This is a genomic window from Pseudomonas sp. PDM20 (assembly GCF_014852575.3).
GTDB lineage: Bacteria > Pseudomonadota > Gammaproteobacteria > Pseudomonadales > Pseudomonadaceae > Pseudomonas.
The window spans coordinates 934,039-958,564 of sequence record NZ_CM181224.1; the positions used below are offsets into that span (position 1 = coordinate 934,039).

General features: G+C 66.4%; 20 protein-coding genes and 1 pseudogene. 9 read left to right on the forward strand and 12 right to left on the reverse strand.

Features of this window, described 5'->3' with window-relative positions; genetic code table 11:
* Positions 1-40 precede the first annotated feature (40 nt).
* Positions 41-1,216, forward strand: coding sequence for a multidrug effflux MFS transporter (locus IB261_RS04570; RefSeq protein WP_081517300.1), 1,176 nt, complete (start codon positions 41-43; stop codon positions 1,214-1,216).
* On the opposite strand, the gene IB261_RS04575 is transcribed toward IB261_RS04570, so the two are convergent.
* The gene (locus IB261_RS04575; protein WP_045217315.1) at positions 1,217-1,396 is read right to left on the reverse strand and encodes a hypothetical protein; all 180 of its coding nucleotides are present in this window, start codon (positions 1,394-1,396) and stop codon (positions 1,217-1,219) included.
* A 303-nt stretch (positions 1,397-1,699) separates the two neighbouring features.
* Here IB261_RS04575 and IB261_RS04580 point away from each other — a divergent pair, with 303 nt between their 5' ends.
* Both IB261_RS04580 and IB261_RS04585 read left to right on the forward strand, forming a co-directional pair.
* Positions 1,700-3,595 (forward strand): propionyl-CoA synthetase, encoded by a 1,896-nt coding sequence (locus IB261_RS04580; protein WP_192381555.1) that lies wholly within the window; start codon positions 1,700-1,702, stop codon positions 3,593-3,595.
* 151 nt (positions 3,596-3,746) lie between these two features.
* Complete coding sequence (locus tag IB261_RS04585) at positions 3,747-4,181, forward strand: response regulator (RefSeq protein ID WP_081517302.1); 435 nt, start codon at positions 3,747-3,749, stop codon at positions 4,179-4,181.
* A gap of 31 nt (positions 4,182-4,212) precedes the next feature.
* Here the strand turns inward: IB261_RS04585 and ypfJ are convergent, their stop codons facing one another.
* Together ypfJ and IB261_RS04595 are read right to left on the reverse strand one after the other, a co-directional pair.
* A complete protein-coding gene (ypfJ, locus tag IB261_RS04590; protein ID WP_081517303.1) occupies positions 4,213-5,118 on the reverse strand; it encodes a KPN_02809 family neutral zinc metallopeptidase in 906 nt (301 codons plus the stop codon).
* A 67-nt stretch (positions 5,119-5,185) separates the two neighbouring features.
* Entirely contained in the window at positions 5,186-6,046 is an 861-nt protein-coding gene (locus IB261_RS04595) for a PhzF family phenazine biosynthesis protein (RefSeq protein WP_151189382.1), read from the reverse strand.
* Positions 6,047-6,218: 172 nt separating this feature from the next.
* On the opposite strand from IB261_RS04595, the gene alaC reads away from it, so the two are divergent.
* On the forward strand, positions 6,219-7,436 hold the full coding sequence (gene alaC, locus IB261_RS04600) for an alanine transaminase (RefSeq protein WP_081517305.1): 1,218 nt from the start codon (positions 6,219-6,221) through the stop codon (positions 7,434-7,436).
* Between the two features lie 176 nt (positions 7,437-7,612).
* Here alaC and IB261_RS04605 read toward each other — a convergent pair.
* Positions 7,613-8,064 (reverse strand): annotated as a pseudogene (locus IB261_RS04605) (DUF411 domain-containing protein).
* Positions 8,065-8,248: 184 nt separating this feature from the next.
* On the opposite strand from IB261_RS04605, the gene IB261_RS04610 reads away from it, so the two are divergent.
* Both IB261_RS04610 and IB261_RS04615 read left to right on the forward strand, forming a co-directional pair.
* Positions 8,249-8,707, forward strand: a complete 459-nt coding sequence (locus tag IB261_RS04610; RefSeq protein WP_081517307.1) for a DUF4345 family protein — start codon at positions 8,249-8,251, stop codon at positions 8,705-8,707.
* Positions 8,708-8,808: 101 nt separating this feature from the next.
* Positions 8,809-9,111, forward strand: coding sequence for a DUF1883 domain-containing protein (locus tag IB261_RS04615; protein WP_017521653.1), 303 nt, complete (start codon positions 8,809-8,811; stop codon positions 9,109-9,111).
* A gap of 3 nt (positions 9,112-9,114) precedes the next feature.
* Here IB261_RS04615 and IB261_RS04620 read toward each other — a convergent pair whose 3' ends face one another.
* The 3 genes from IB261_RS04620 to IB261_RS04630 form a co-directional block, all read right to left on the reverse strand.
* Positions 9,115-9,612, reverse strand: a complete 498-nt coding sequence (locus IB261_RS04620; RefSeq protein WP_081517308.1) for a DUF4136 domain-containing protein — start codon at positions 9,610-9,612, stop codon at positions 9,115-9,117.
* Between the two features lie 88 nt (positions 9,613-9,700).
* Entirely contained in the window at positions 9,701-10,786 is a 1,086-nt protein-coding gene (trmA, locus tag IB261_RS04625; protein ID WP_192381556.1) for a tRNA (uridine(54)-C5)-methyltransferase TrmA, read from the reverse strand.
* Between the two features lie 124 nt (positions 10,787-10,910).
* Positions 10,911-12,206 (reverse strand): NCS2 family permease, encoded by a 1,296-nt coding sequence (locus IB261_RS04630; RefSeq protein WP_081517309.1) that lies wholly within the window; start codon positions 12,204-12,206, stop codon positions 10,911-10,913.
* A gap of 401 nt (positions 12,207-12,607) precedes the next feature.
* Between IB261_RS04630 and IB261_RS04635 the strand changes: the two genes are divergently transcribed.
* Entirely contained in the window at positions 12,608-13,003 is a 396-nt protein-coding gene (locus IB261_RS04635) for a SecDF P1 head subdomain-containing protein (protein ID WP_318652487.1), read from the forward strand.
* A 191-nt stretch (positions 13,004-13,194) separates the two neighbouring features.
* On the opposite strand, the gene glyA is transcribed toward IB261_RS04635, so the two are convergent.
* Together glyA and IB261_RS04645 are read right to left on the reverse strand one after the other, a co-directional pair.
* The gene (gene glyA, locus IB261_RS04640; RefSeq protein WP_024763060.1) at positions 13,195-14,448 is read right to left on the reverse strand and encodes a serine hydroxymethyltransferase; all 1,254 of its coding nucleotides are present in this window, start codon (positions 14,446-14,448) and stop codon (positions 13,195-13,197) included.
* Positions 14,449-14,738: 290 nt separating this feature from the next.
* Entirely contained in the window at positions 14,739-18,902 is a 4,164-nt protein-coding gene (locus tag IB261_RS04645; protein ID WP_225606013.1) for an EAL domain-containing protein, read from the reverse strand.
* Positions 18,903-19,334: 432 nt separating this feature from the next.
* On the opposite strand from IB261_RS04645, the gene ettA reads away from it, so the two are divergent.
* Positions 19,335-20,999: an energy-dependent translational throttle protein EttA gene (gene ettA, locus IB261_RS04650; RefSeq protein WP_192224641.1), complete on the forward strand. Its 1,665-nt coding sequence runs from the start codon at positions 19,335-19,337 to the stop codon at positions 20,997-20,999.
* 64 nt (positions 21,000-21,063) lie between these two features.
* Here ettA and IB261_RS04655 read toward each other — a convergent pair whose 3' ends face one another.
* Positions 21,064-21,360, reverse strand: coding sequence for a hypothetical protein (locus tag IB261_RS04655; protein ID WP_225605980.1), 297 nt, complete (start codon positions 21,358-21,360; stop codon positions 21,064-21,066).
* Positions 21,361-21,575: 215 nt separating this feature from the next.
* On the opposite strand from IB261_RS04655, the gene gdhA reads away from it, so the two are divergent.
* Positions 21,576-22,910: an NADP-specific glutamate dehydrogenase gene (gdhA, locus tag IB261_RS04660; RefSeq protein ID WP_192211143.1), complete on the forward strand. Its 1,335-nt coding sequence runs from the start codon at positions 21,576-21,578 to the stop codon at positions 22,908-22,910.
* A gap of 51 nt (positions 22,911-22,961) precedes the next feature.
* Here gdhA and IB261_RS04665 read toward each other — a convergent pair whose 3' ends face one another.
* Both IB261_RS04665 and IB261_RS04670 read right to left on the reverse strand, forming a co-directional pair.
* Positions 22,962-23,993, reverse strand: a complete 1,032-nt coding sequence (locus IB261_RS04665) for a cytochrome-c peroxidase (RefSeq protein WP_081517316.1) — start codon at positions 23,991-23,993, stop codon at positions 22,962-22,964.
* 125 nt (positions 23,994-24,118) lie between these two features.
* Complete coding sequence (locus tag IB261_RS04670) at positions 24,119-24,478, reverse strand: hypothetical protein (RefSeq protein ID WP_192224642.1); 360 nt, start codon at positions 24,476-24,478, stop codon at positions 24,119-24,121.
* Positions 24,479-24,526: the final 48 nt, after the last annotated feature.

Here is a 24,526-nt window from a genome sequence, read left to right on the forward strand (position 1 = left end):
CTCTGCCGCCCTTCGGTGGACGCGTGTGACCAGGTGATCCATGAACCTCCGCATCCTGCTGATCCTCGGCGCCCTCAGCGCCTTCGGGCCCATGGCCATCGACTTCTACCTGCCCAGCTTCCCGGCGCTGGCGCAGGCCTTCGGTACCGACGTCGAGCACATCCAGCTGAGCCTGTCGGCCTACTTCGCCGGCCTCGCCATCGGCCAGCTGCTCTACGGCCCGCTGGCCGACCGCATCGGCCGGCGTATCCCCTTGCTGCTGGGGGTGAGCATCTTCACCCTGGCGTCGCTCGCCTGCGCCTTCGCGCCGAACCTGGAATGGCTGATCGGCGCGCGCTTCGTCCAGGCTCTGGGTGGCTGCGCGGGGATGGTGATCTCGCGGGCGGTGGTGCGTGACCTGTGCGACCCGATCGCCGCCGCCAAGGCCTTCTCGCAACTGATGCTGGTGATGGGCCTGGCGCCGATCCTCGCGCCGCTGGGTGGCGGGTTGCTGCTGAGCCTGTCCGGCTGGCAGTCGATCTTCTATTGCCTGACGCTGTTCAGCGCCCTGGCCGGCGGCGCCATCGCGCTGTGGCTGCCCGAGACCATTCCGAGCGGGCCGCGCCCGCCGTTGCGCGGTGCGCTGAAGCAGTACCGCGCGCTGTTCCGCGACCGCTCCTTCATCACTTATGCACTGACCGGCGGGGTCGCCATTGCCGGGATGTTCTCCTACATCGCCGGTTCGCCCTTCGTCTTCATCGAACTCTACGGCGTGCCGGCCGAGCACTACGGCTGGATATTCGGCAGCAATGCGGCGGGCTTCATCCTCATGGCGCAGGTCAACGCGCGGCTGCTGCGCTATCGCGGGCCGGGGTTCTGGCTGCGCCGGGCGGTGTGGGTGTACTTCGGCTGCGGCGTGGCGCTGCTGGCGATCACCCTGGCCAAGCCCGAGCACCTGTGGCCGCTGCTGGTACCGTTGTTCGGCGCCATCGCCAGCCTGGGCTTCCTGCTGCCCAACTCCTCGGCCTGCGCCATGGCCAGCCAGGGTCGGCACGCGGGCAGCGCCTCGGCGCTGATGGGCAGCCTGCAGTTCACCGTCGCCGCCTGCGCTTCGGCGCTGGTCGGTGCTTTGCACGACGGCTCGGCACTGCCGATGGCGGTGGTCATCACCGTCTGCGGCCTGGTGGCCGCGGTGCTCGGCTGGCTGAGCGGGCAGATCAGCGAACGCGCGGCCTGATCAGCTGGCGGCGCGTTGCACCAGTTCGGGTAGCCGGTGCGGGGCCTTCAGGCGGGCTTCGAGGGTCGCGACGAAACTGCGCGCCTCGAGCTCGCTGCGGAAGCCCACGGCCTGCTGGTCGAGACAGACTTCCCACGGTTGGTCTTTGCGCAAGCGGGACGGACGGACGAGGATGTTCACGGTGCTCACCCCTGTGCTGTCAGGTGAAAAGGGACTCTCAGTGTAGTCCTGTCACATGGCGGTAGTAGGTGCGACCTGTGGTCGCCGACATGCGGCGGCGGCGCTGCCGGAAAACTCGCCAGCTCCCGTGCCAGAGCGCTCCATCCGCCGTCGTGCCGCTTCGCTGAAAAATCCTGCAAAGCATTACTGCCGGCCCGCTTGCGGGGCGGGCGGCAGGACTACGACCAAAGGTTGATGGTGGGGTGGCGATCCCCGTCCATACTCGTTGTTCGACCTCGATAACAACAATAAGAGGCAGTGACGATGAGTTACCGGCAGTCCCATGACCGCTCCATCGCGGAGCCTTCCGCCTTCTGGGCCGAACAGGCCGGCCGCGTGGCCTGGTACCGCGCGCCGCAGGACACCCTGCAGGCCCTGCCCGACGGCAGCCACCGCTGGTTCGCCGATGGCCGCCTGAACACCTGCTACCTCGCCCTCGACCGGCAGATCGAGCTGGGCCGCGGCAACCAGGCAGCGTTGATCTACGACTCCCCCGTGACCAATACCCAGCAGCGCTTCAGCTACCTGGAGCTGCGCGATGAGGTCGCGCGCCTGGCCGGTGCCCTGCGCGCGCTGGGGGTGGAGAAGGGCGACGGGGTGATCATCTACATGCCGATGGTGCCCCAGGCGGCCATGGCCATGCTCGCCTGTGCCCGGCTCGGCGCGGTGCACTCGGTGGTCTTTGGTGGCTTTGCGCCACACGAACTGGCGTTGCGCATCGACGACGCCAGACCCAAGCTGGTGCTCACCGCCTCCTGCGGCCTGGAGTTCGAGCGGGTGATCGAATACAAGCCGCTGGTGGACAAGGCCCTGGAGCTGGCCAGCCACCAGCCGGCCCATGTGCTGGTGCTGCAACGCCCGCAGGCGATGGCGGAGCTCAAGGCCGGCCGCGACCTCGACTGGCGCGAAACCCTGGCCCACGCGCAACCGGCCGACCCGGTGGAAGTCGCCAGTGGCGACCCGCTGTACATCATGTACACCTCCGGCACCACCGGGAAACCCAAGGGCATCGTGCGCGACAACGGCGGCCACGCGGTAGCGCTGAGCTATGCACTGCCGACCATCTTCGGCCTGCAGCCGGGGGATGTCTGGTGGGGCGTCTCCGACGTCGGCTGGGTGGTCGGCCACTCGCTGATCGTCTACGGACCGCTGATGAATGGCTGCACCACGGTGTTCTACGAAGGCAAGCCGGTGCGCACGCCCGACGCCGGCAGCTACTGGCGGGTGATCGAGGAACACAAGGTCAACAGCCTGTTCTGCGCGCCCACGGCAATCCGCGCGATCCGCAAGGAAGACCCCCAGGGCGACCTGCTCAAACGCTACGACCTGAGCTCGCTGCGCCACCTGTTCCTCGCCGGCGAGAAGCTCGACAGCAGCACCCAGCACTGGCTGGAGGAACTCACCGGCAAGCCGGTGCACGACCACTGGTGGCAGACCGAGACCGGCTGGCCGGTGACCGCGCCCTGCACCGGCCTGAGGGACCACGACCTGCGCGCCGGCTCAACCAACCGCGCGGTGCCCGGTTACCACGTGCAGGTGGTGGACGACGAGGGTCGGCTGCTCGGGGCGAACGAGCAGGGCTCCATCGTCATTGCCCTGCCGCTTCCGCCCGGCTGCGCGCAGACGCTGTGGAACGATCATCCGCGCTACCTGCAGGCGTACCTGAAGACCTATCCCGGCTACTACCACACTGGCGACGGCGGCTATGTGGACGAGGAGGGCTTCGTCTACATCATGGGCCGCACCGACGACGTGATTAACGTCTCCGGCCACCGTCTATCCACCGGCGAGATGGAAGAGTTGCTGGCGCTGCACGAGGCCGTTGCCGAGTGCGCGGTGATCGCCGTGCAGGACGACCTCAAGGGGCATGTGCCGCTGGGGCTGGTGGTGCTCAAGGACGGCGCGCAGGCGACCGAGGCCAACCTGCAGCGCGAACTGGTGGCGCTGGTGCGCGAGCGCATCGGGGCGCTGGCCTGCTTCCAGCGCGCGGTGGTGGTCAAGCGCCTGCCCAAGACCCGCTCGGGCAAGATCCTGCGCGCGGTGCTACGCAAGATCGCCGACGGCGAGAGCTATGCGCCGCCATCCACCATCGACGACCCGGCGATCCTCGGCGAGATTGCCGAGCGCCTCGGTCAGGCCGGCCTGGCCAAGGCGGGCTGATATCCCACGACGCCGGTGCTGCCGGCGTATTTCCAGGGCCGCACTCGTTGCGGCCCTTTTTTATATGCAGGGTGAGTGCGGGACTGCAGGAATAAAGGCCAATCGCCATCTAGAATGATGTCAACGAGCCTCTACTTGCGGTGTGGCGTTCATGGTCAATCCTGTGGTCCTCGACGAGGAGGAGCTCGAAGCGCTGCGCGAAGTGACCGCGCGGGCGCCGCGCAAGCCGCTGGTGCTGGTGGTCGACGACGACCTTGAGGTGCTGGCCGAGCTGCGCGAACTGATCGAGGGGGCGAACCTGCGCTGCCTGACCGCCGGCAGCGCCGTCGAAGCGCTGCGGCGCATCCGTCGCGACGAGTCGGACATCGACCTGCTGGTGACCGACCTGCGCATGGAGCACCAGGGCGCGGGGCTGGACCTGATCCGCGAACTGAACGAGGTCGGCACCTTCCTGCCGATCATCGTCCTGTCCGGCCAGGCCGATGCTCGCGACGTGATCGAGGCGATGCGGCTGAACGTGCTGGATTTCATGGTCAAGCCGCTGGACCCGCTGTACTTCCTCGACCTGCTCAGCCGTTATCTGTAGGACCGTGCAACGGGCGAGCCCGATAACGGCGTTACAGCGTCTGCGCCTTGAAGGTATCGCACTTGCCCGGCGCACCGCTCTCGAAGCCGATCTTGAACCAGCGCACGCGCTGCGCGGACGAACCGTGGGTGAAGGAATCGGGCATCACCGTGCCGCGCGCCTGGCGCTGCAGGTGGTCGTCGCCGATGGCGTTGGCGGCGTTCAGCGCCTCTTCCACGTCGCCCGGCTCCAGCCAGTTCAGGCGCTGCTGGGCGTGATTGGCCCAGACACCGGCAAAGCAGTCGGCCTGCAGTTCCTGGCGCACCGAAAGCCCGTTGGCGCCTTCCATGCGCGCGCCGCGCTGGCGGGCGGCGTTGATCTTCGCGGAGATGCCCAGCAGGTTCTGCACGTGGTGGCCGACCTCGTGGGCGATCACGTAGGCCTGGGCGAAGTCGCCGGCGGCGGAGAACTTCTGTTCCATCTCGCGGAAGAAACCGAGGTCGAGGTACACGCGGTGGTCGCCCGGACAGTAGAACGGCCCGACCGCCGAGGAGGCGAAGCCGCACGCCGAGTTCACCCCGCCGTTGAACAGGATCAGCTTGGGCTGCTCGTACTGCTGGTTGCTGCGGGAGAAGATCTCACCCCAGGTGTCCTCGGTATCGCCGAGAATCGAGCGGACGAAATCCACCTGCGGATCGTTGCCGGTGGCCGGCTTGCCTTGCGTCGGCCGCGCCGGCGCCTGCTGCTGGGAGACGTCCATCTGGCCGAGCAGCGAGCCGAGGATGGTCATCGGGTCCTGCCCGGAGAGCAGGCCGATCACTACCACGATGGCCACGCCGCCCAGGCTCAGGCCGCGACCGCCGATGCGCATGCCTCCGCCACCGCCCATGCCACCACCGCCGCTGTCATCGCGGGCATCCACTACGTTGTCGCTGCGTCGTCCTTTGCGCCATTGCATGGCGGCATCTCCATCGAACAGGTGGGTTCAGTGTTGTCGCGGGTGGGGCTGGCCGCCAGCCCGGTCGTCAGGCGAAACGGTGCAGCAGCTCGGCGCGGGCGAGCAGTTGCACGTCGCCGCCGACGCGGACCTCATCATCCTGGCCGACCTGCACGTCGAGCCGACTGGGGCGGCCGACGAAGCGGCCCTGGGCCAGCTGGAACAGCTCGCCGCGGCGGGCCTTGCCCAGTTCCACCAGGTAGGCGGCAACGGGGCCGGCGGCGCTGCCGGTGGCGACGTCCTCGATGACCCCGGCGCCATCCCAGGTGCGGCCCTCGCGATTATCCACATCCAGCACGAAAACGAAGGCAGCGTTGAGTTTGGCCAGCTCGGCTGCCAGATCCGTGCGCTGGCGCACGCGGCCCAGGGCCTCGCTGCGTACCGGCAGCAGCAGGTAGGGCAGGCCGGTGCTGACCACGGCGGCGGGGTAGTCGGCGAGATCGCTGGCACTCAGCGAGAAGGCCTCGGCGAACCAGCGGCGCGCGTCATCGTCGAGCACGCTGCCGAAGTCGGCGGCGCCCTGGTTCATCTCGGCGTGGAAGCCGGCGCCGCGACGGCGCGTGGCGACCTTCACCTGCTTGGCTGGCAACTCCAGCGTCCAGTGTTCTTCCTCGCCGCGCTGGTGCAGGTGGTGCAGCAGCGCAGCCGCGCCCAGCACCGGGTGGCCGGCGAAGGGCAGTTCCTCGTCGACGGTGAAGATGCGCGCCGAGTAGGTGTCCAGCGAGGCGGACGGGAACAGGAAGATCGACTCGAACTGGCGCAGCTCCTGGGTCAGCGCCAGCAGGGTCTGGGCGGGAATGCCACGGGCGTCGGGGAATACCGCCAGGCCATTGCCGGTGAGCGGTTGGTCGGCGAAGACGTCGAGCTGCCAGTACTGTTGCGCGGACATGGGCCTCCAGATGCCGCCCTTGAGCGGCGCAAAGAAAAACTCGACAGCCAGCCTAGCGAGCTATATGTTCGCCGACAAGAAAGCGCAGGTCACAGCACCGTGCTTTCCAGGCCACCGCAGTGGCCGGCGTCGCTCGGACGGTTCCGGGCGCCTACGTTCATCAGAGGACACCATGACTGAACCCCGTTCAGCTCGTCGCTTTGCGCGCATCGATCGCCTGCCCCCCTACGTTTTCAACATTACCGCCGAGCTGAAGATGGCCGCCCGCCGCCGTGGCGAGGACATCATCGACCTGTCCATGGGCAACCCGGACGGGGCCACGCCGCCGCACATCGTCGAAAAGCTCTGCCAGGTCGCCCAGCGCGAAGACACCCACGGCTACTCCACGTCCCGTGGTATCCCGCGCCTGCGCCGCGCCATCTCGCACTGGTACCGCGACCGCTACGAGGTCGAGATCGACCCGGAATCCGAGGCCATCGTCACCATCGGCTCCAAGGAAGGCCTGGCGCACCTGATGCTGGCCACCCTGGACCACGGCGACACCATCCTGGTGCCCAACCCCAGCTACCCGATCCACATCTATGGCGCGGTGATCGCCGGCGCCCAGGTGCGCTCGGTGCCGCTGGTGCCGGGGATCGACTTCTTCAACGAGCTGGAGCGGGCGATCCGCGAATCGATCCCCAAGCCGAAGATGATGATCCTCGGCTTCCCCTCCAATCCTACCGCGCAGTGCGTGGAGCTGGACTTCTTCGAGCGCGTGGTCGATCTCGCCAAGCGCTATGACGTGCTGGTGGTGCACGACCTGGCCTACGCGGACATCACCTTCGATGGCTGGAAAGCCCCGTCGATCATGCAGGTGCCGGGCGCCAAGGACATCGCGGTGGAGTTCTTCACCCTGTCCAAGAGCTACAACATGGCCGGCTGGCGTATCGGCTTCATGGTCGGCAATCCGGAGCTGGTCTCGGCCCTGGCGCGGATCAAGAGCTACCACGACTACGGCACCTTCACCCCGCTGCAGGTGGCGGCCATCGCCGCGCTGGAAGGTGATCAGCAGTGCGTGCGCGATATCGCCGACCAGTATCAGAAGCGCCGCGACGTGCTGGTGAAGGGCCTCCACGAAGCCGGGTGGATGGTGGAGAACCCCAAGGCGTCGATGTACATCTGGGCGAAGATCCCACCGGCCTATGCGCACCTGGGTTCGCTGGAGTTCGCCAAGAAGCTGCTCAAGGACGCCAAGGTCTCGGTGTCGCCGGGCATCGGCTTCGGCGACTACGGCGACGACCACGTGCGCTTCGCCCTGATCGAGAATCGCGACCGCCTGCGCCAGGCCGTGCGCGGGATCAAGGCGATGTTCCGCGCCGACGGCCTGTTGCCGGCCAAGGGCGAGTGACAGGAACCGGAGAACGAAAAAGGCGGCCAGATGGCCGCCTTTCTCGTTGTGGAGTCCCTCACCCCATCCTGCTCGCGGAGCCATGTCGCGCGGGAACCTGGAGAGTGCCCCGCGCGTCGGAAGCCCCATCCCACCTCCACAAGCGTTCAGGGGTGAGGGAGTGCCTCGGTGTCAGGTCAGTGAGCGGGGTAGTCCGCCAGCACCTCGCGCTGGCCGGCCTTGTTCAACCCGACCACCTGGTAGGCGTCATGCCGGTCGCCCATCTCCATGCCCGGCGAGCCCATCGGCATGCCCGGCACGGCGGCGCCGACCAGATCGGCCCGCTCGCGCAGCTTGAGCACGTCGGCCGCCGGTACGTGGCCCTCGACAAACTTGCCGTCGATCACGCCGGTGTGGCACGAGCCCATGCTGTAAGGCACGCCGAGTCTGGTCTTCACTGCACTCATGTCCGCCTCGACGTGGTCGTTGACGGTGAAGCCGTTGCTTTCCAGGTGCTTGATCCAGTCCTTGCAGCAGCTGCAGTTGGCATCGCGGTGCACGTCGATGGTCAGCGGCTCGGCGGCCTGGGCGGCGCCGGCGACAAGGGCGGTGAGCAGAAGCAGGGTGCGCATGGTTGGAACCTCGAAATACGAACGCGACCGAGCATACTCCCGAGCGTCTTCAGCCCCCACCCGGTGTTTGTTTCCCCATATGACGCGCTGGCCCGAACTTGCCGCGCCGTGCGGGGTCTCTAGCTGATCGGTGGTGCGTCCGCGACTCCCGGTCGCAGGTCTGGACGCTCGGCAATGGCTGCATGGCCAAGGAGAAATCGGATGCTCTTCGCCCGTCTCGTCCTGCTGGTCCAGGCTCTGGTCTGGGGTGGCCTGGGACTGCTCTACTGGATTCGCCCCTATGAGATGGCCAACCTCAGCGGCATGCTGCTGATGGAACCGTCGTCGGTGAGCGACGCCCGCGTCTTCTATGGCGGTCACCAGTTCGCCCTCGCGCTGTTCCTCGTCTTTGCCCTGCGTCGGCGCCTGCTGGTGCGGCCGGCGCTGATCCTGGTGATCCTGGTGCAACTGACCCTGACGCTGTCGCGCCTGCTGATCGCCTGGACCGAAGGCGGCATGGAGTGGGATGCGCAACTGGCCGGCGTGGTCTACCGCGGGGTGATCTCGGCGCTGGCGATTTTCGCCCTCTACTGGCTGGAGCGGCAGTCGCGCCATCGCGCCGTGGTGGTGCGCGAACCGGAAGAGCCGGAGGAGCGCAAGGCGGACTTCGAAGGACTGTGAGCTTCGGATAGGCGGCGCGGCCTGCCGGCGGCAGCGCTGCCGGGTTACCCCCGCTCCGTGCTATCGTATTGATTTCGCGGTAGAAGCAAGGCGGAGCCAGCATGAAGTTCGTACATCAACGTGAGCACCTGAACGAAGGCGACCTGGTCGTCATCGAGTGCTCCATGACCTGCAATATCCGCCTGATGACCGATGCCGCCTTCCGCAGCTTCAAGAATGGCGGGCGCCACGTCTACCACGGCGGCGCGTTCGACCGGTTCCCGGCCAAGATCAAGGTACCCAGCACCGGCAACTGGAACATCACCATCGACACCGTCACCCGTCGCGCCATCAGCGTCACGCGCAAGGCCGACTTCAAGTACAGCATCAAGTTCGTGCGCAAGTCGCCGTCGAACTACAGCTGATCCTCAGTTCCCCGCCTGCGCGGGGAAGTCCCTGAGCAGGCGGGCGATGCCTTCGTCCACGGCCTGCTGGGTAATCTTCGGATCGTGCAGCTGGCGCGCCACCTGCGCCTGATAGAGCACCTGTCCGCTCGCCTCGTCGAGAATCTGCAGCGCCAGGCGCGCCTGTTCCTGGTCGGTGATCTGCGTCTGGGTCATCACCCCCGCGCCGGTCACCACCGGGCGCTGGACGATGCCGGTCTGGCTATCCAGTCCGACGGCATAGATCACCCGCAGCTCCCCTGAATTGTCCTGATAGTGGTAGCCCTTGGCTTCCAGCGCGCGGCGCACGGCGAGATCGAAGCGATCTTCCAGGTCCTCGCGGTGACCCTGTGCGCGCACGGCCTGGATGAAGAAGGTGCTTTGCCGGCCGTTGGCGGCGGGGGAGACGCTGATGTTGGCGGGGTCGGTGCCGGCGCACGCGGCCAGCAGCAGGCAGAACAGGGGAAGGATCAGGCGGGACATGGACGTGCCTCTTGTCATTGTCCCGCAAGCGTAGCCGCCTGGCGCTGGCTCGCCGCCCAACCCTTGGTTGGGCGGCGGGTGAGCAGGCTCAGCGGCGGGTCAGCAGGACGCCGGCTTCCATGTGGTGCGTGTAGGGGAACTGGTCGAACAGGGCGCAGCGGCTCACCTGGTGGGTGTCGTGCAGCTGGGCGATGTTCTGCGCCAGGGTCTCCGGGTTGCAGGAGATGTACAGGATGTTGTCGAAGCGGCGGGTCAGCTCGCAGGTGTCCGGGTCCATGCCGGCACGCGGCGGGTCGACGAACACGCTGCCGAACGCGTAGGACTTCAGGTCGACGTCGGCCAGGCGGCGGAACGGGCGCACGTCATTCAGCGCCTGGGTCAGCTCCTCGGCGGAGAGGCGCACCAGGGTGACGTTGTCCACGGCGTTGTCGGCCAGGTTCGCCAGCGCGGCGTTCACCGAGGTCTTGCTGATCTCGGTGGCCAGCACCTTGCGCACGCGGGTGGCCAGCGGCAGGGTGAAGTTGCCGTTGCCGCAGTAGAGCTCCAGCAGGTCGTCCTCGCGCTGGCCCAGGGCTTCGTACGCCCAGTTGAGCATCTTCTGGCAGACCTCGCCGTTGGGCTGGGTGAAGGCGCCCTCCGGCTGGCGGTAGCGGAAGGTACGGCCGGCGACGGTCAGTTCTTCGCTGACGTAGTCACGGCCGACGACCAGGCGCTTGCCACGGGAGCGGCCGACGATGCTCACGCCCAGCTCACTGGCCAGCTTCTCGGCGGCAGCCTGCCAGATGGCGTCCACCGGGCGGTGGTAGCAGAGAGTGATCATTGCGTCGCCGGCCAGGGTGGTGAGGAACTCCACCTGGAACAGCTTGTGGCCCAGCGTCGGCTCGGCCCAGGCGGCCTTCAGGCGCGGCATCAGTTCGTTGATGCGCTGGCTGGCGATGGGGAATTCTTCGATGAGGATCGGCGTGTGCTTGTCGCCCTGCTCGAACATCGCGTAGTGGCGGGCTTCGCCCTCGCGCCACAGGCGGAATTCGGCGCGCAGGCGGTAATGCTCGCGGGGCGAATCGAACACCTCCGGCTCTGGCGCGGCGAAGGGCGCCAGCAGCTCGCGCAGGCGCGCGGCCTTTTCGGCCAGTTGGCTGTCGTATTGGGAGGGATCGAAACGCGGACTGCTCATGGGGCGGGTAACTCGTGTGGAGGCGGCGGCATTTGATGGGTATCGCTTCGCTCCACACCATCCTACATCAGTGTCACTTGTAGGATGGGTGGAGCGCAGCGATACCCATGCCGGGAGAATCAGATCAGGCGTTGAACCAGCCCAGCTTGATCACGAACAGGATCGACAGGATCACCAGAGCCGGGTTCAGCTCGCGGAAACGGCCGGACAGCAGTTTGCAGGCGGTCCAGGTGATGAAGCCGAAGGCGATGCCGTTGGCGATGGAGAAGGTCAGCGGCATGGCCAGTGCGGTCACTACCACCGGGGCGGCGACGGTCAGGTCGTCCCAGTCGATCTCGGCCAGGCCCGAGGCCATCAGCACGGCGACGAAGAACAGCGCCGGTGCAGTGGCGAAGGCCGGCACGTTACCGGCCAGCGGGGCGAAGAACAGCGCCAGCAGGAACAGCACGGCGACCACGATGGCGGTCAGGCCGGTGCGGCCACCAGCGGAAACGCCAGCCGCCGACTCGATGTAGCTGGTGGTGGTGGAGGTGCCCAGCAGCGAACCGACCATGGCGGCGGAGCTGTCGGCGATCAGGGCGCGGCCCATCTTCGGCATGTGCCCGTCCTTGCCCATCAGGCCGGCGCGCTTGGCGACGCCGATCAGGGTGCCGGAGTTGTCGAACAGGTCGACGAAGAGGAAGGCGAAGATCACGCTGAACAGGCCGATGTCCAGCGCGCCCTTGATATCCAGCTGCAGGAAGGTCGGCGCCAGCGACGGCGGCATCGATACCACGCCACCGAACTGGGAGACACCGATGGCGATGGAGATGAAGGTCACCACCAGGATGCCGATCATCACCGCGCCGGTCACGCGGCGGGCTTCCAGGGCGACGATCAGGATGAAGCCGAGGATCGCCAGCAGCGGCGCGGGCTTGGCCAGGTCACCCATGCCCACCAGGGTGGCCTGGTTGGCGACGACGATGCCCGACTCCTTCAGCGCGATCAGCGCAAGGAACAGGCCGATGCCGGCAGCGATGGCCGAGCGCAGCGCCAGCGGGATGCTGTTGATGATCCATTCGCGGATGCGGAAGATCGAAATGATGAAGAACATGCACGCGGAGAGGAACACCGCGCCGAGGGCCACCTGCCAGGTGTGGCCCATGTGCAGGACCACGGTGTAGGTGAAGAAGGCGTTCAGGCCCATGCCGGGAGCCAGGGCGATCGGGTAGTTGGCGATCAGGCCCATCACCGCCGAGCCGATGGCCGCGGCCAGGCAGGTCGCGACGAAGATCGCGCCCTTATCCATGCCCGTCTCGCCGAGAATGCTCGGGTTGACGAAAAGGATGTAGGCCATGGTCAGGAAGGTAGTGATACCCGCCAGGATCTCGGTGCGCACAGTGGTGTTGTGCGCCTTGAGTTGGAACAGCTTTTCCAGCATGTTTGGCTCCCCGTGACGCTCTCGCGCCGTTATCGTTCTGGCCGGGAAAAGCAAGGTGCATGCCCAGGTGGGCCGTGCGCCTTTTCTTGTGACCGGCAAAAGGCGCGCATGATACCAGCTCGTCCTGCGCCGGAGAATTTCTGACCGGACCGCCAGCATCCGTTCGTCTGCAAGCTTAGACGCGAGCGCCGACCAAGGGAGTGCAACTTGTGCGCTGTGGGTGGTCTGACTGTTCATGACCTTGGCAATAACCCTGGCCTGACCGGGCCATCCTGTCCGATTCTCCGTCGATGAAACGCTCTATTCCGATCCTCCTTGCCTCATTGTTGGGCGCCTCTTTGCTGGGTGCGTGTGCCGGTGCGCCGCCGTCGGCCCCGCAGCATACGTTCGATGTCCATGCCGTGGCCGAGAAGCCCACGGCCAGCACCCGCACCCTGGCCGACCCGCAGGGCAAGGCCGTGCTGGTGACCACTCATCCCGCCCTGACCCAGCGCGACGTGCAGCGGGCCGAACTGGCCAGCGTGGCCGATGGCGCGCCGGCCGTGCGCGTGCTGTTCACTCCCGAAGCCAGCCAGCGCCTGGCGAAACTGACCCGGGAAGAGCAGGGCAACGCCCTGGCGGTGGTCATCGACGGGCAGCTGCGCCTGCTGCCCAGGGTGACGCGGGTGGTGACCGATGGGCAGGTGCTGCTCAAGGGCTTCGCCAGCCCGGAGGAGGCGCAGACGCTGGTGCGTCGGCTCAATGAGCTGCGTGACGTGCCGGTGCAGCCGGAGCAGAAGTCCGGCGGGCAGCCGTAGCTTCTTTATAGGGGTTTGAATAGGGTGGCACTGCGTAGGGCGAATAACCTGGGACAGGTTATCCGCCGATGACCCGACGGCGGATAACGCTGGCGCGATACGCGCCCCACAGGTCAGGACTCTGCGAATGACAGACATGAAAAAGCCCGGCATCTGCCGGGCTTTTTCGTTTCGCGGTTCGCGGGCTGGGCTTAGGCGCCGTAGACCGGGAACTTGGCGCAGATGGCCTTGACCTTCTCGCGCACGCCGTCCACCACGGACTCGTCGCCCATGTTGGTCAGGATGTCGCAGATCCAGCCAGCCAGCTCGCGGCACTCGGCTTCCTTGAAGCCGCGGGTGGTCACAGCGGGGGTGCCGATGCGCAGGCCGGAGGTGACGAACGGGGAACGCGGGTCGTTCGGCACGCTGTTCTTGTTCACGGTGATGAAGGCACGACCCAGGGCGGCGTCGGCGTCCTTACCGGTGATGTCCTGCTTGATCAGGGACAGCAGGAACAGGTGGTTCTGGGTACCGCCGGAAACCACGTCGAAGCCGCGCTCGATGAATACGCTGGCCATGGTCTGGGCGTTCTTCAGGACCTGCTGCTGGTAGGCCTTGAACTCGGGCTGCAGAGCTTCCTTGAAGCACACGGCCTTGGCGGCGATCACGTGTTCCAGCGGGCCACCCTGGGCACCCGGGAAGACAGCGGAGTTCAGCTTCTTCTCGATCTCTTCGTTCTTGCGAGCGAGGATCAGGCCGCCGCGCGGGCCGCGCAGGGTCTTGTGGGTGGTGGTGGTGACCACGTCGGCGAACGGCACCGGGTTCGGGTAGACGCCAGCGGCGACCAGACCGGCCACGTGGGCCATGTCGACGAACAGGTAGGCGCCGACCTTGTCCGCGATGGCGCGGAAGCGGGCGAAGTCCAGCACCTGGGAGTAGGCGGAGAAGCCGGCGACGATCATCTTCGGCTTGTGCTCGACGGCCAGGCGCTCGACTTCGTCGTAGTCGATCAGGCCGGCGTCGGTGATGCCGTACTGAACGGCGTTGTACAGCTTGCCGGAGGAGGAAACGCTGGCGCCGTGGGTCAGGTGACCGCCATGGGCCAGGCTCATGCCCAGGATGGTGTCACCGGCCGACAGTAGGGCCAGGTAAACGGCGGCGTTGGCCTGGGAGCCGGCGTGCGGCTGGACGTTGGCGTAGTCGGCGCCGAACAGTTCCTTGGCGCGGTCGATGGCCAGCTGCTCGACGACGTCGACGTACTCGCAACCACCGTAGTAGCGCTTGCCCGGGTAGCCTTCGGCGTACTTGTTGGTCAGCACCGAACCCTGGGCTTCCATCACCGCCGGGCTGGTGTAGTTCTCGGAGGCGATGAGCTCGATGTGCTCTTCCTGGCGCTGGGCTTCCTGCTCCATCGCGGCGAAGAGTTCGGCATCGTAGCGGGCGAGGGTCAAATCACGGCTGAACATGGCGGTCCTCTTAAGGATCGGGTGCTGGGGAAAGGCGCGCATTCTAACCCAAGGCGCCGGTGCTGGCACATGAAAGGCGGTCATGTGGCTGACAAGCGGGGTTCAAGGCCGGGATCGCGCGCGGGCGAGTGGCCGAAATGGCGTGACGAGCCACTTGCCGAAGGTGCAGGAGAAACTCGACGTAGGATAGCGTGGAGCGAAACGATACCCATCGATCCGACATCGCGACAGCATGGGTATCGCTGCGCTCCACCCATCCTGCAAAGGCGCTCTCCTGCGCCGCTGTGCGTTCAGCCGAGCAGGAACAGCGCGTTGCTGGCGAACAGCGCGGCGAACTGGTCGGCCGGCACCGGGCGGCCGAAGAGGAAGCCTTGTACCTCGTCACAGCCGTGTTCGCGCAGGAACTCGAGCTGCTCGTGGCTCTCCACGCCCTCGGCGATCACCATCAGGTTCAGGCTGTGGGCCATGGCGATGATGGCGCGGGCGATCTGTGCGTCCTGCTCGCCGTGGGGCAGGCCGTCGACGAAGCTGCGGTCGATCTTCAGCACGTCGATGGGGAACTGCTTCAGGTAGTTGAGCGAGGAATAGCCGGTGCCGAAGTCGTCCACCGCAATCGCCAGGCCCAGGCGCTTCAGGCCCTGGAGTATCTGCATCGCCTGGGAGACGTCGCTCATCAGGATGCTTTCGGTCAGCTCCAGTTCCAGGCAGGCCGGGGCGATGCCGGTGTCCGCGAGGATGCCGGCGATGCGCTCGCCCAGCTGGCCGTCGGCGAACTGCCGGGCCGAGAGGTTCACGGAAATCTTCGGCACCCGAACCTTGTCCCGGTGCCAGGCGCGCAGTTGCAGGCAGGCCTGCTCCAGCAGCCAGTCGCCGACCTGGGCGACCAGGCCGAGCTCTTCCAGCACCGGGATGAACTCCGCTGGCGGGATCAGCCCGCGCTTGGGGTGCTGCCAGCGCAGCAGCGCCTCGGCACCGGTCAGGCGGCGGCCGTCGCCAGTGAACTGCGGCTGGTAGTGCAGGACGAACTCGTGCAGCTCGATGGCGCGGCGCAGGTCGCTTTCCAGCTCCAGGCGCTCCAGCGCGCGGGCGTTCATCTCGGCCTGGTAGAACTGGAAGTTGTTCTTGCCCATTTCCTTGGCGTGGTACATCGCAGTGTCGGCGTTCTTCATCAACTGGCTGAGCTCGGCGCCGTCCTGCGGCGAGAGCGCAACGCCGATGCTGGCGGTGACGAAGAACTCGCGGCCTTCCAGGGTGAAGGGGCGGGCGAGGCTGGAGAGAATCTGCTCGGCGACCTGGATCGCCTGGCGCAGCGCCTTCTCGCGGTCCTTCTGGCCGGGCAGCAGCAGGGTGAACTCGTCACCGCCCATGCGCGCCACAGTGTCGTCGTCGCTGACGCAAAGGCTCAGGCGCTCTGCCACTTCCTTGAGCATGCGGTCGCCTGCGGCATGACCGAGGGAGTCGTTGATCGGCTTGAAGCGGTCGAGGTCGAGGAACATCAGCACCACCCACTGCTGGTGCCGTTCGGCCTGCAAAAGGGCGGTGTGCAGGCGGTCCTGGAACAGCGTGCGGTTGGGCAGGTGGGTCAGGGCGTCGTAGTAGGCCAGGCGATGGATGCGACGCTCGCTGGCCTTGCGCTCGCTGATGTCGCTGAAGAAGCAGACGAAGCTGACCAGGTCGCCGTCCTCGTCATGCACCGCGGTGATGCCGACCCAGCTGGGGTACAGCTCGCCGTTCTTGCGCTTCTGCAGGATCTCGCCTTCCCAGCTGCCGCTCTTGAGCAGGCTTTCCATCACGTGCTTGAGCTGGTTGGCTTCCTGGCGGTCGGCGGTGAGCAGGCGCGGCAGCTGGTCCAGCACCTCCTCGGCGGAGTAGCCGGTGAGGCGGCTGAAGGAGTCGTTGATCTGCACGATGTAGCCGGCTGGGTCGGTGACCATGATCGCCGCCGTGGAGTGCTCGAATACCGTCGCCGCCATGCGCATCTCGCGCTCGGCGCGGCGCTGCTGGCTCACGTCGCGAGCGACGCCGAGCAGGCCTTCGAAGCGGCCGTGGTCGTCCCACATCAAAGCGATGCGCAGCTCCACGGGAATCTTGTGGCCGTCGGCATGCAGGCAGTCGAGGCTGAACAGCTGCGGTTCGGCACTTTCACGCAGCTCGGCCAGGCGCTTGGGCTCGCCGATGGCGCCCTGCACGCGGTTCAGCAGTTCATCCAGGCGCTCCAGCTGAGCCGGGTTGGCGGCCACCTGCTGGAAGCCGTTGGACAGCACCCACTCGGGGCTGTAGCCGAGCACCTGGTGGATAGACGGGCTGAGGTAGTTGAGCTTGACCTGGGCGTCGGTGGAGAGGATCACGTCGCTGATGCTCTCGGCGAGCATGCGGTAACGGCGGCCGCTCTCGCGCAGGGAGTTGTGCGCCTCGACCGTGTCGGTGATGTCCTTGGCCACGCCGATCAGCCGCGCCACGCGGCCGGAGGCGTCGCGGGTGAAGGCCTGCTCGCGGATGTCGAACCAGTGCCAGCTGCCGTCGCGGTGGCGCCAGCGCAACTGGCTGTCCAGCAGCAGGCCGTCGCCTACCACCTGCTGCAGGTTGCGCACGCGCCAATAGTATTCGACGTCGTCCGGGTGCAGCACCTTCTCCCAGAAGCGCTCGCCCATCTCGCGCAGCTCGTCGTTGTCGTAGCCGAGCTGGTGGCCGAGGTTGTGGTTGCTGAAGATGACCCGGCGCGCGGCGATGTCGTGGATGTAGAGGGTGTCGGGCACCGCGCGCACCGCGTCGGACCAGAACTTCTCGCGCTCGATCAGCGACAGCTCGACCTGCTTGCGGCTGGTGATGTCCGACAGGCTCAGGGTGACGGCGTGGAAGTCCTGGATCATCTCCGGCACGCGCAACTGCAGCCACAGATGGCGTTGCTCGCCCTGGCGGGTATGGATGCAGGCTTCCAGCTCGACCATGCCGTGGCCGTGCAGCACGGCTTCGAGGACCTTGCTGCGCACGCCGTCCGGACGCATGCCGGCGCCGCCGACGAGAACCTGCCAGGCCTGTTCGGTGGTGCTCACGCCCATCAGGCGCTTGGCGACGTTGTTGATCTCGGTGATGCGTACCTGGCGCAACAGCCAGGGCAGGCGCTCGGGCTGCGAGGCGATCCACTCGCGCAGGTCGCTCTGTCGGCGCAGGTTGAGGTCCACCAGGCTCTGGCGCAGCGCGGAAAGGTCGAGCACGCAAAGGGCGACGCCGACGCCGTCGAAGATGTCCTGGTAGCGCCGGCGGGTCTCTTCGAGGATGTGCAGCGCCTGCTGTTCCTCGGTGACGTCGCGCAGCACCCAGACCTGCCCGCCCTGGGGCAGGTTGCCGCGCAGCACCCAGGTCTGCTCCGGCGACAGCGGGCTGTCGTCCAGGGAATGGTGGCTGACGGCGAACAGCCGGGCCTGGCCGGTATCGTTGACGCGCACCAGTTCGGAGCCGTTCTCCGCCGCGGCATCGCCGCCATGCAGCAGGTTGCCCAGGCCGGGCAGCAGCTCCAGCAGGTGATGCTCGCCGGCCTTGTCGGCGCTGATGCCGAACAGCTGCTCGGCCTGTGGATTGAGGTAGGCGAGGCGCCCGTCGGCGCGGGTCACCAGTACCCGCTCGTCGATCGCGCCGAGAGCCTGCGCGGCCTGGCGCAGACTCTGCTGCGACTCCACGGTCAGTGCCCGCAGGTTCTGCTGTTCGCGCTGCAGGCGCAGCAGGGCGGCGCCTGCAACGCCCGCCAGTACCAGCAGCAGAGCCAGCTCGCCGGCCAGGCGCGGCAGCAGGGTGGCGCGGATCTGCCGGTCGTCGAATTGCGGGTGCAACTGCCAGTCGGTGTTCTGGATGTCCAGGCCGTCCAGGCTCTGCGCCTGTTCCAGCGGCGAGGCGGCGGACAGCGGGCCGGGGCGGAAGCCGCTGGAACGGCCGAGGACCTTCTGCTGGACGTCATCGACCAGAATCCAGTCCGGTGATTCGGGGCGGATCTGCGCCGCCCAGCCACGTCGGGCAGCCTTTTCGTCAAGGCGGATAACGCTGTCGCCTTCGCCCGCCTCGGTGGCCTTCAGCCAGACATAGAAGTGGCCGCCGTTTTCCTCGCTGAAGGCGTAGTGATAGGTCTGCTGCGTGCTGCGCTGGCGCAGGGCCTCGATGAACGCGGTGTCCTTGATGCCGCTGGCGGAGTCATGCACGGGCACGCCGCTGGCGTTCAGCCGGACCAGGCTGTGAAAGGACGGGTAGATGTGTGTCAGGCCGGCGATCAGCGGCGCGTGGACGTCGCCGGGGTCGCGGTCCTGCTCCTGCTGCAGCAGGGCCTGGGCCGCCACGGCCTTGAGCTCCAGGGTCAGGGAGATCCGCTGGGCCATCTGTTCGCCGTGCAGCACCACCCGCTCGCGCTCGAAGCGCTCCTGGCTACGGAACTCCTGATGCAGCTGCCAGCCCAGCAGGCCGAGCATGAACAGCACCAGCAGCACCAGCGCGGTCCGGGTCGCCACGCGGCCAGGCCTGGCCAGGGCGTCCGGAGGAGTACGGGGGAAAATAGACAAGGACTTAAGGACCTGGGGCGATACGGCTGAATTCGGCGCAGGCTAGGATGCCCGGAAAGGCGGCGAAGTGCCAGTATGGCCGACGAGCGTCGTTTGCCCTTCCCGGTTCATTCCGGTAGCTTTGCCGCACGCGCGCGTGATGTGCAGCGAAAAGTTCGACGCATAAAGTACATCCCCGCAGAGTCCCGCGCGAAGGGCCGTCCATCGGCCGTTCGCGCCCGCCGGCAGCCCGCTCGCGAGCGTTCGAGCGCTGCCGCTCCGGCCAGTGAGCCGGCGTCCCGGAACCTGCCGTCGTCCGTTCCGGCCATCCCGATCACAATTCATCCCAGAAGTCAGGTATCCATGGCTCAATACGTCTACACCATGCACCGGGTCGGCAAGGTCGTGCCGCCCAAGCGTGAAATCCTCAAGAACATCTCCCTGTCGTTCTTCCCCGGCGCCAAGATCGGCGTGCTCGGCCTGAACGGCGCGGGTAAATCCACCCTGCTGCGCATCATGGCCGGCGTCGACACCGAGATCGAAGGTGAAGCCCGCCCGATGCCGGGCATCAACGTCGGCTACCTGCCGCAGGAGCCCAAGCTCGACCCGCAGGCCACCGTTCGCGAGATCGTCGAAGAAGCCGTCGGCCAGATCAAGGCCGCCCAGGCCCGCCTGGACGAGGTCTACGCCGCCTACGCCGAGCCGGACGCCGACTTCGACGCCCTGGCCGCCGAGCAGGCCAAGCTGGAGGCCATCCTCCAGGCTTCCGACGGCCACAACCTGGAGCGCCAGCTGGAAGTCGCCGCCGACGCCCTGCGCTTGCCGCCGTGGGACGCCAAGATCGAACACCTTTCCGGTGGTGAGAAGCGCCGTGTCGCCCTGTGCCGCCTGCTGCTGTCCGCCCCGGACATGCTGCTGCTGGACGAACCGACCAACCACCTGGACGCCGACTCCGTCGCCTGGCTGGAACACTTCCTCCACGACTTCCCGGGCACCGTGGTAGCGATCACCCACGACCGTTACTTCCTCGACAACGTCGCCGGCTGGATTCTCGAGCTGGACCGTGGCCAGGGTATCCCCTTCGAAGGCAACTACTCCGGCTGGCTGGAATCCAAGGCCAACCGCCTGGCCCAGGAAGCCAAGCAGGAAGCCTCCCACGCCAAGGCCATGAAGGCCGAACTGGAATGGGTTCGCCAGGGCGCCAAGGCTCGCCAGTCGAAGTCCAAGGCCCGTCTGCAACGCTTCGAGGAAATGCAATCGCAGGAATTCCAGAAGCGCAGCGAGACCAACGAAATCTACATCCCGGCAGGTCCGCGCCTGGGCGACAAGGTCATCGAGCTGCACAACGTCAGCAAGGGCTATGGCGATCGCCAGCTGATCGACGATCTGTCGCTGAGCATTCCCAAGGGCGCCATCGTCGGCGTGATCGGTGGCAACGGCGCGGGTAAATCGACTCTGTTCCGCATGCTGACCGGCAAGGAGCAACCGGACTCGGGCAGCATCGAGATCGGCGAAACCGTGCAGATCGCCAGCGTCGACCAGAGCCGCGAAATCCTCGATGGCAACAAGACCGTGTGGGAGCAGGTGTCCGACGGCTTCGAGCAGATCAGGATCGGCAACTACGAAGTCCCGTCGCGCAGCTACGTCGGTCGCTTCAACTTCAAGGGCGGCGACCAGCAGAAGTTCGTCAAGGACCTCTCCGGTGGTGAGCGTGGCCGTCTGCACCTGGCCCTGACCCTGAAGCAGGGCGGCAACGTGCTGCTGCTCGACGAACCGTCCAACGACCTCGACGTGGAAACCCTGCGTGCGCTGGAAGAAGCGCTGCTGGACTTCCCCGGCGCCGCCATCGTGATCTCCCACGATCGCTGGTTCCTGGACCGCATCGCGACCCACATCCTCTCTTATGAGGACGACGGCAAGGTGGTCTTCTTCGAAGGCAACTACACCGAGTTCGAAGCCGATCGCAAGAAACGCCTGGGCGACGCTGCCTCGCAGCCGCACCGCGTGCGTTACAAGAAGCTGGCGTAAGCCGCTTCTGCAGGAAAACGGGGCCCTCGGGCCCCGTTTTTTTTGCGGCGCGCGCCGACAACGGTCAGCGGCTGCGCTTGAGATCATCCAGGGCGCGGCGCTGTTCCTCCAGTTGGCGCTGCAGTGTGTCGATTTGCCGCGCCTGGTCCTGCAGGCTGCGTTGCTGTTCTTCCAGCTGGCGCGACATGCGCTCCAGGTCGTCGGTGCTGAACTTCGACTTGTGGATCACTTCGCTGTCGAATGTATCCGCCACCACCAGCGCGCCGGATTCGGTGAAATTGCCCAGTTTCATGGCCCCGTGGGCGGGCAGGGCGAGGGTGCAGGTGAGGGCGGCGAGAAGCGCGAGCGGGCGTGTGGGCATCATGGGCGTCCTGGTGGCATGATTTGTTGAGTGCAACTACCTATTGATTTTGTATACAGAAATCTGTTTTTCTGCCGGTCCGGCAGAAGTGGGATTTATATTTTTGCACCATAAAGATTCATAAAAGCGTCACGCTGCACTATCTCGGGGCGGCGTGGATTGTTAGAGTCTGCCGGCAAAAAGCATCACATAATCAGAAAAGTACCGGTGTAGACATGACGCAATCCGTTGACTCGTTCCTCGAGCGCCTAAAGCGGCGCGACCCCGATCAGCCCGAATTCCACCAGGCGGTGGAAGAGGTGCTGCGCTCCCTCTGGCCCTTCCTCGAAGCCAATCCGCACTACCTGCAGGCCGGCATCGTCGAACGCATCGTCGAGCCCGAACGCGCGATCCTGTTCCGCGTACCGTGGGTGGATGATGCCGGACGAGTGCGGGTCAACCGCGGTTTCCGCATCCAGATGAGCAGCGCCATCGGCCCGTACAAGGGTGGCCTGCGCTTCCACCCCTCGGTGAACCTGGGCGTGCTGAAGTTCCTGGCCTTCGAGCAGGTCTTCAAGAACTCCCTGACTTCACTGCCCATGGGCGGCGGCAAGGGCGGCTCGGACTTCGATCCCAAGGGCAAGAGCGACGCCGAAGTCATGCGCTTCTGCCAGTCGTTCATGAGCGAGCTGTTCCGCCACGTCGGCGCTGACCTCGACGTGCCGGCCGGCGACATCGGCGTGGGCGCCCGCGAGATCGGCTACCTGTTCGGCCAGTACAAGCGCCTGTCTAACGAGTTCACCTCGGTGCTGACCGGCAAGGGCATGTCCTACGGCGGCAGCCTGATCCGCCCGGAAGCCACCGGCTACGGCTGCGTGTACTTCGCCCAGGAGATGCTCAAGGCCCGCGAGAGCGGCTTCGACGGCCAGCGCGTGGCCATCTCCGGTTCCGGCAACGTGGCCCAGTACGCCGCGCAGAAGGTCATGGAACTGGGCGGCAAGGTGATCTCGCTGTCCGACTCCGAAGGCACCCTGTTCTTCGAGGCCGGCCTGACCCTGGAACAGTGGGAAGCAGTGATGGAGCTGAAGAACGTCCGTCGCGGTCGCCTCAGCGAGATGACCGGCCCCGGCCTGCGCTTCATTGCCGGTGAGCGCCCGTGGTCGCTGGCCTGCGATATCGCGCTGCCCTGCGCTACCCAGAACGAGCTGGACGCCAACGACGCGCGCACCCTGCTGGCCAACGGCTGCATCTGCGTGGCCGAAGGCGCGAACATGCCGTCGACCCTGGAGGCTGTGGATATCTTCCTCGAGGCCGGCATTCTCTACGCGCCGGGCAAGGCTTCCAACGCCGGCGGCGTCGCCACCAGCGGCCTGGAGATGAGTCAGAACGCCATGCGCCTGCTGTGGACCGCCGGTGAAGTGGACCAGCGCCTGCACGGCATCATGCAGAACATCCACCATGCCTGCGTCGCCTATGGCGAGGAGAATGGCCGGATCAACTACGTGAAGGGCGCCAACATCGCCGGCTTCGTCAAGGTCGCCGACGCGATGCTGGCTCAGGGCGTGGTCTGACCACTCCCCGGAAATGAAGAACGGGCCCGTCGGGCCCGTTTTTCATTTCGCTCAGTCCACCGGCTTCGGCGTGGTCGCCGTGCTTGGCGGCAGCAGCGGGTATTCCACCTTCGGCTGCTTGCCAGTGGCGGTCTTGAGGAAGGCGACGATGTCGCCGACTTCCTCGGCGTTCAACTGCTTGCCCAGTTGCGCGGTGCCCATGATCGCCACCGCTTCCTCCAGGTCCCAGACCTGCCCGCTGTGGAAGTACGGCGCGGTCAGCGCGATGTTGCGCAGGGGCGCGGCGCGGAACACGTACTGGTCGTTCTGCGTCTTGGTCACCTCGAAGCGGCCCTTGTCACCGGTGGGCAGGATCTTGCCGTCGGGCTTCTTCACCAGGCCGAACGGGAAGTAGGCCTGGCCACCCAGGTTCACGCCGTTGTGGCAGCTGATGCAGCCCGAGCTCATGAAGGTCTGCAGACCCTTTTTCTCCCTGGCATCGAGGGCGTTGTCGTCGCCCTTGAGGTACAGGTCGAAGCGCGAGTCCGGGGTGATCAGGGTCGACTCGAAGGCTTGCAGCGCGCGGGCCATGTTGTCGAAGCTGACCGGTTGTTTGTCGCTGGGGAAGGCTTTTTCGAAGGAGGCGACGTACTCCGGCATGCTGCGCAGCGTGGCCTCGACGTTCTTAGGCGTGTTGTGCATCTCCACCGGGTTCTGCACCGGGCCCTTGGCCTGTTCTTCCAGGTCCTTGGCGCGGCCATCCCAGAACTGCGCAACGTTGAACACCGCGTTGAACACGGTGGGCGAGTTGCGCGCGCCTTTCTGCCAGGCATGACCGCTGGACGCAGGCACGTTGTCGGCGCCGCCGGTGCCGATGTTGTGGCAGGTGTTGCAGCTGATCACGTGGCTGGCCGACAGGCGCGGCTCGAAGAACAGCTGCCGGCCCAGTTCGATCTGGTTGGGGTCGAGCTTGTCGCTGGCCTGCTCCGGGATGGGCTTGAAGATGCTGTTGGCGTTGTCGCGCAGGACGTCGGCGTTCGCTTGTGCCGCCGCCGTGCTCACGGCCAGCAGCAGACTGCCCAGGGCCAGTTTGATGGGCTGCATGTGGAGTCTCCTTGTCTCAGGCTTTTGGTTTCTTCTGAGTTCAAGGAGAGGCCAGGTGGGCGGGAGCCGGCTTGACCGAAATCAAGCGGGCGTTCCGGCGTGGGTGCGGATGGTTGCCGCAGCGGTCAGTTGCCACGCAGGGCGCGGGACAGCGCGCGGTCTTTCTGCTGTTCCCAGTCGCGGTCCCGATCGCTGTTGCGTTGTTCCTCGTACTCCTGGCGTTCCTGGCTCGCGCGCATGGCCTGGCATTGCTGGAAGCCGTCGTTCCAGCCCAGGGCGTACTTCGGCTCATCGAGGTAGCGCGGCACGTTCTTGCGGAACTCGCCGGTAATCGCGCCGGCCGCCTGGCGACCGCTACCGCAGCCGTCGTCATAGCCGTCGGCATAGGCGGGCGGATAGCCCTGGGCGATGAGGCTTTCATGGGTGGTTTCGCAGCCGGCGAGCAGCGCGGCGCAGAGCAGGGCGAGGGCGGCGCGCTGCGCCATGGAGACTCCCGTGTGCCGGTAGGGCGGGCACACACGCCGGAAGAGTTG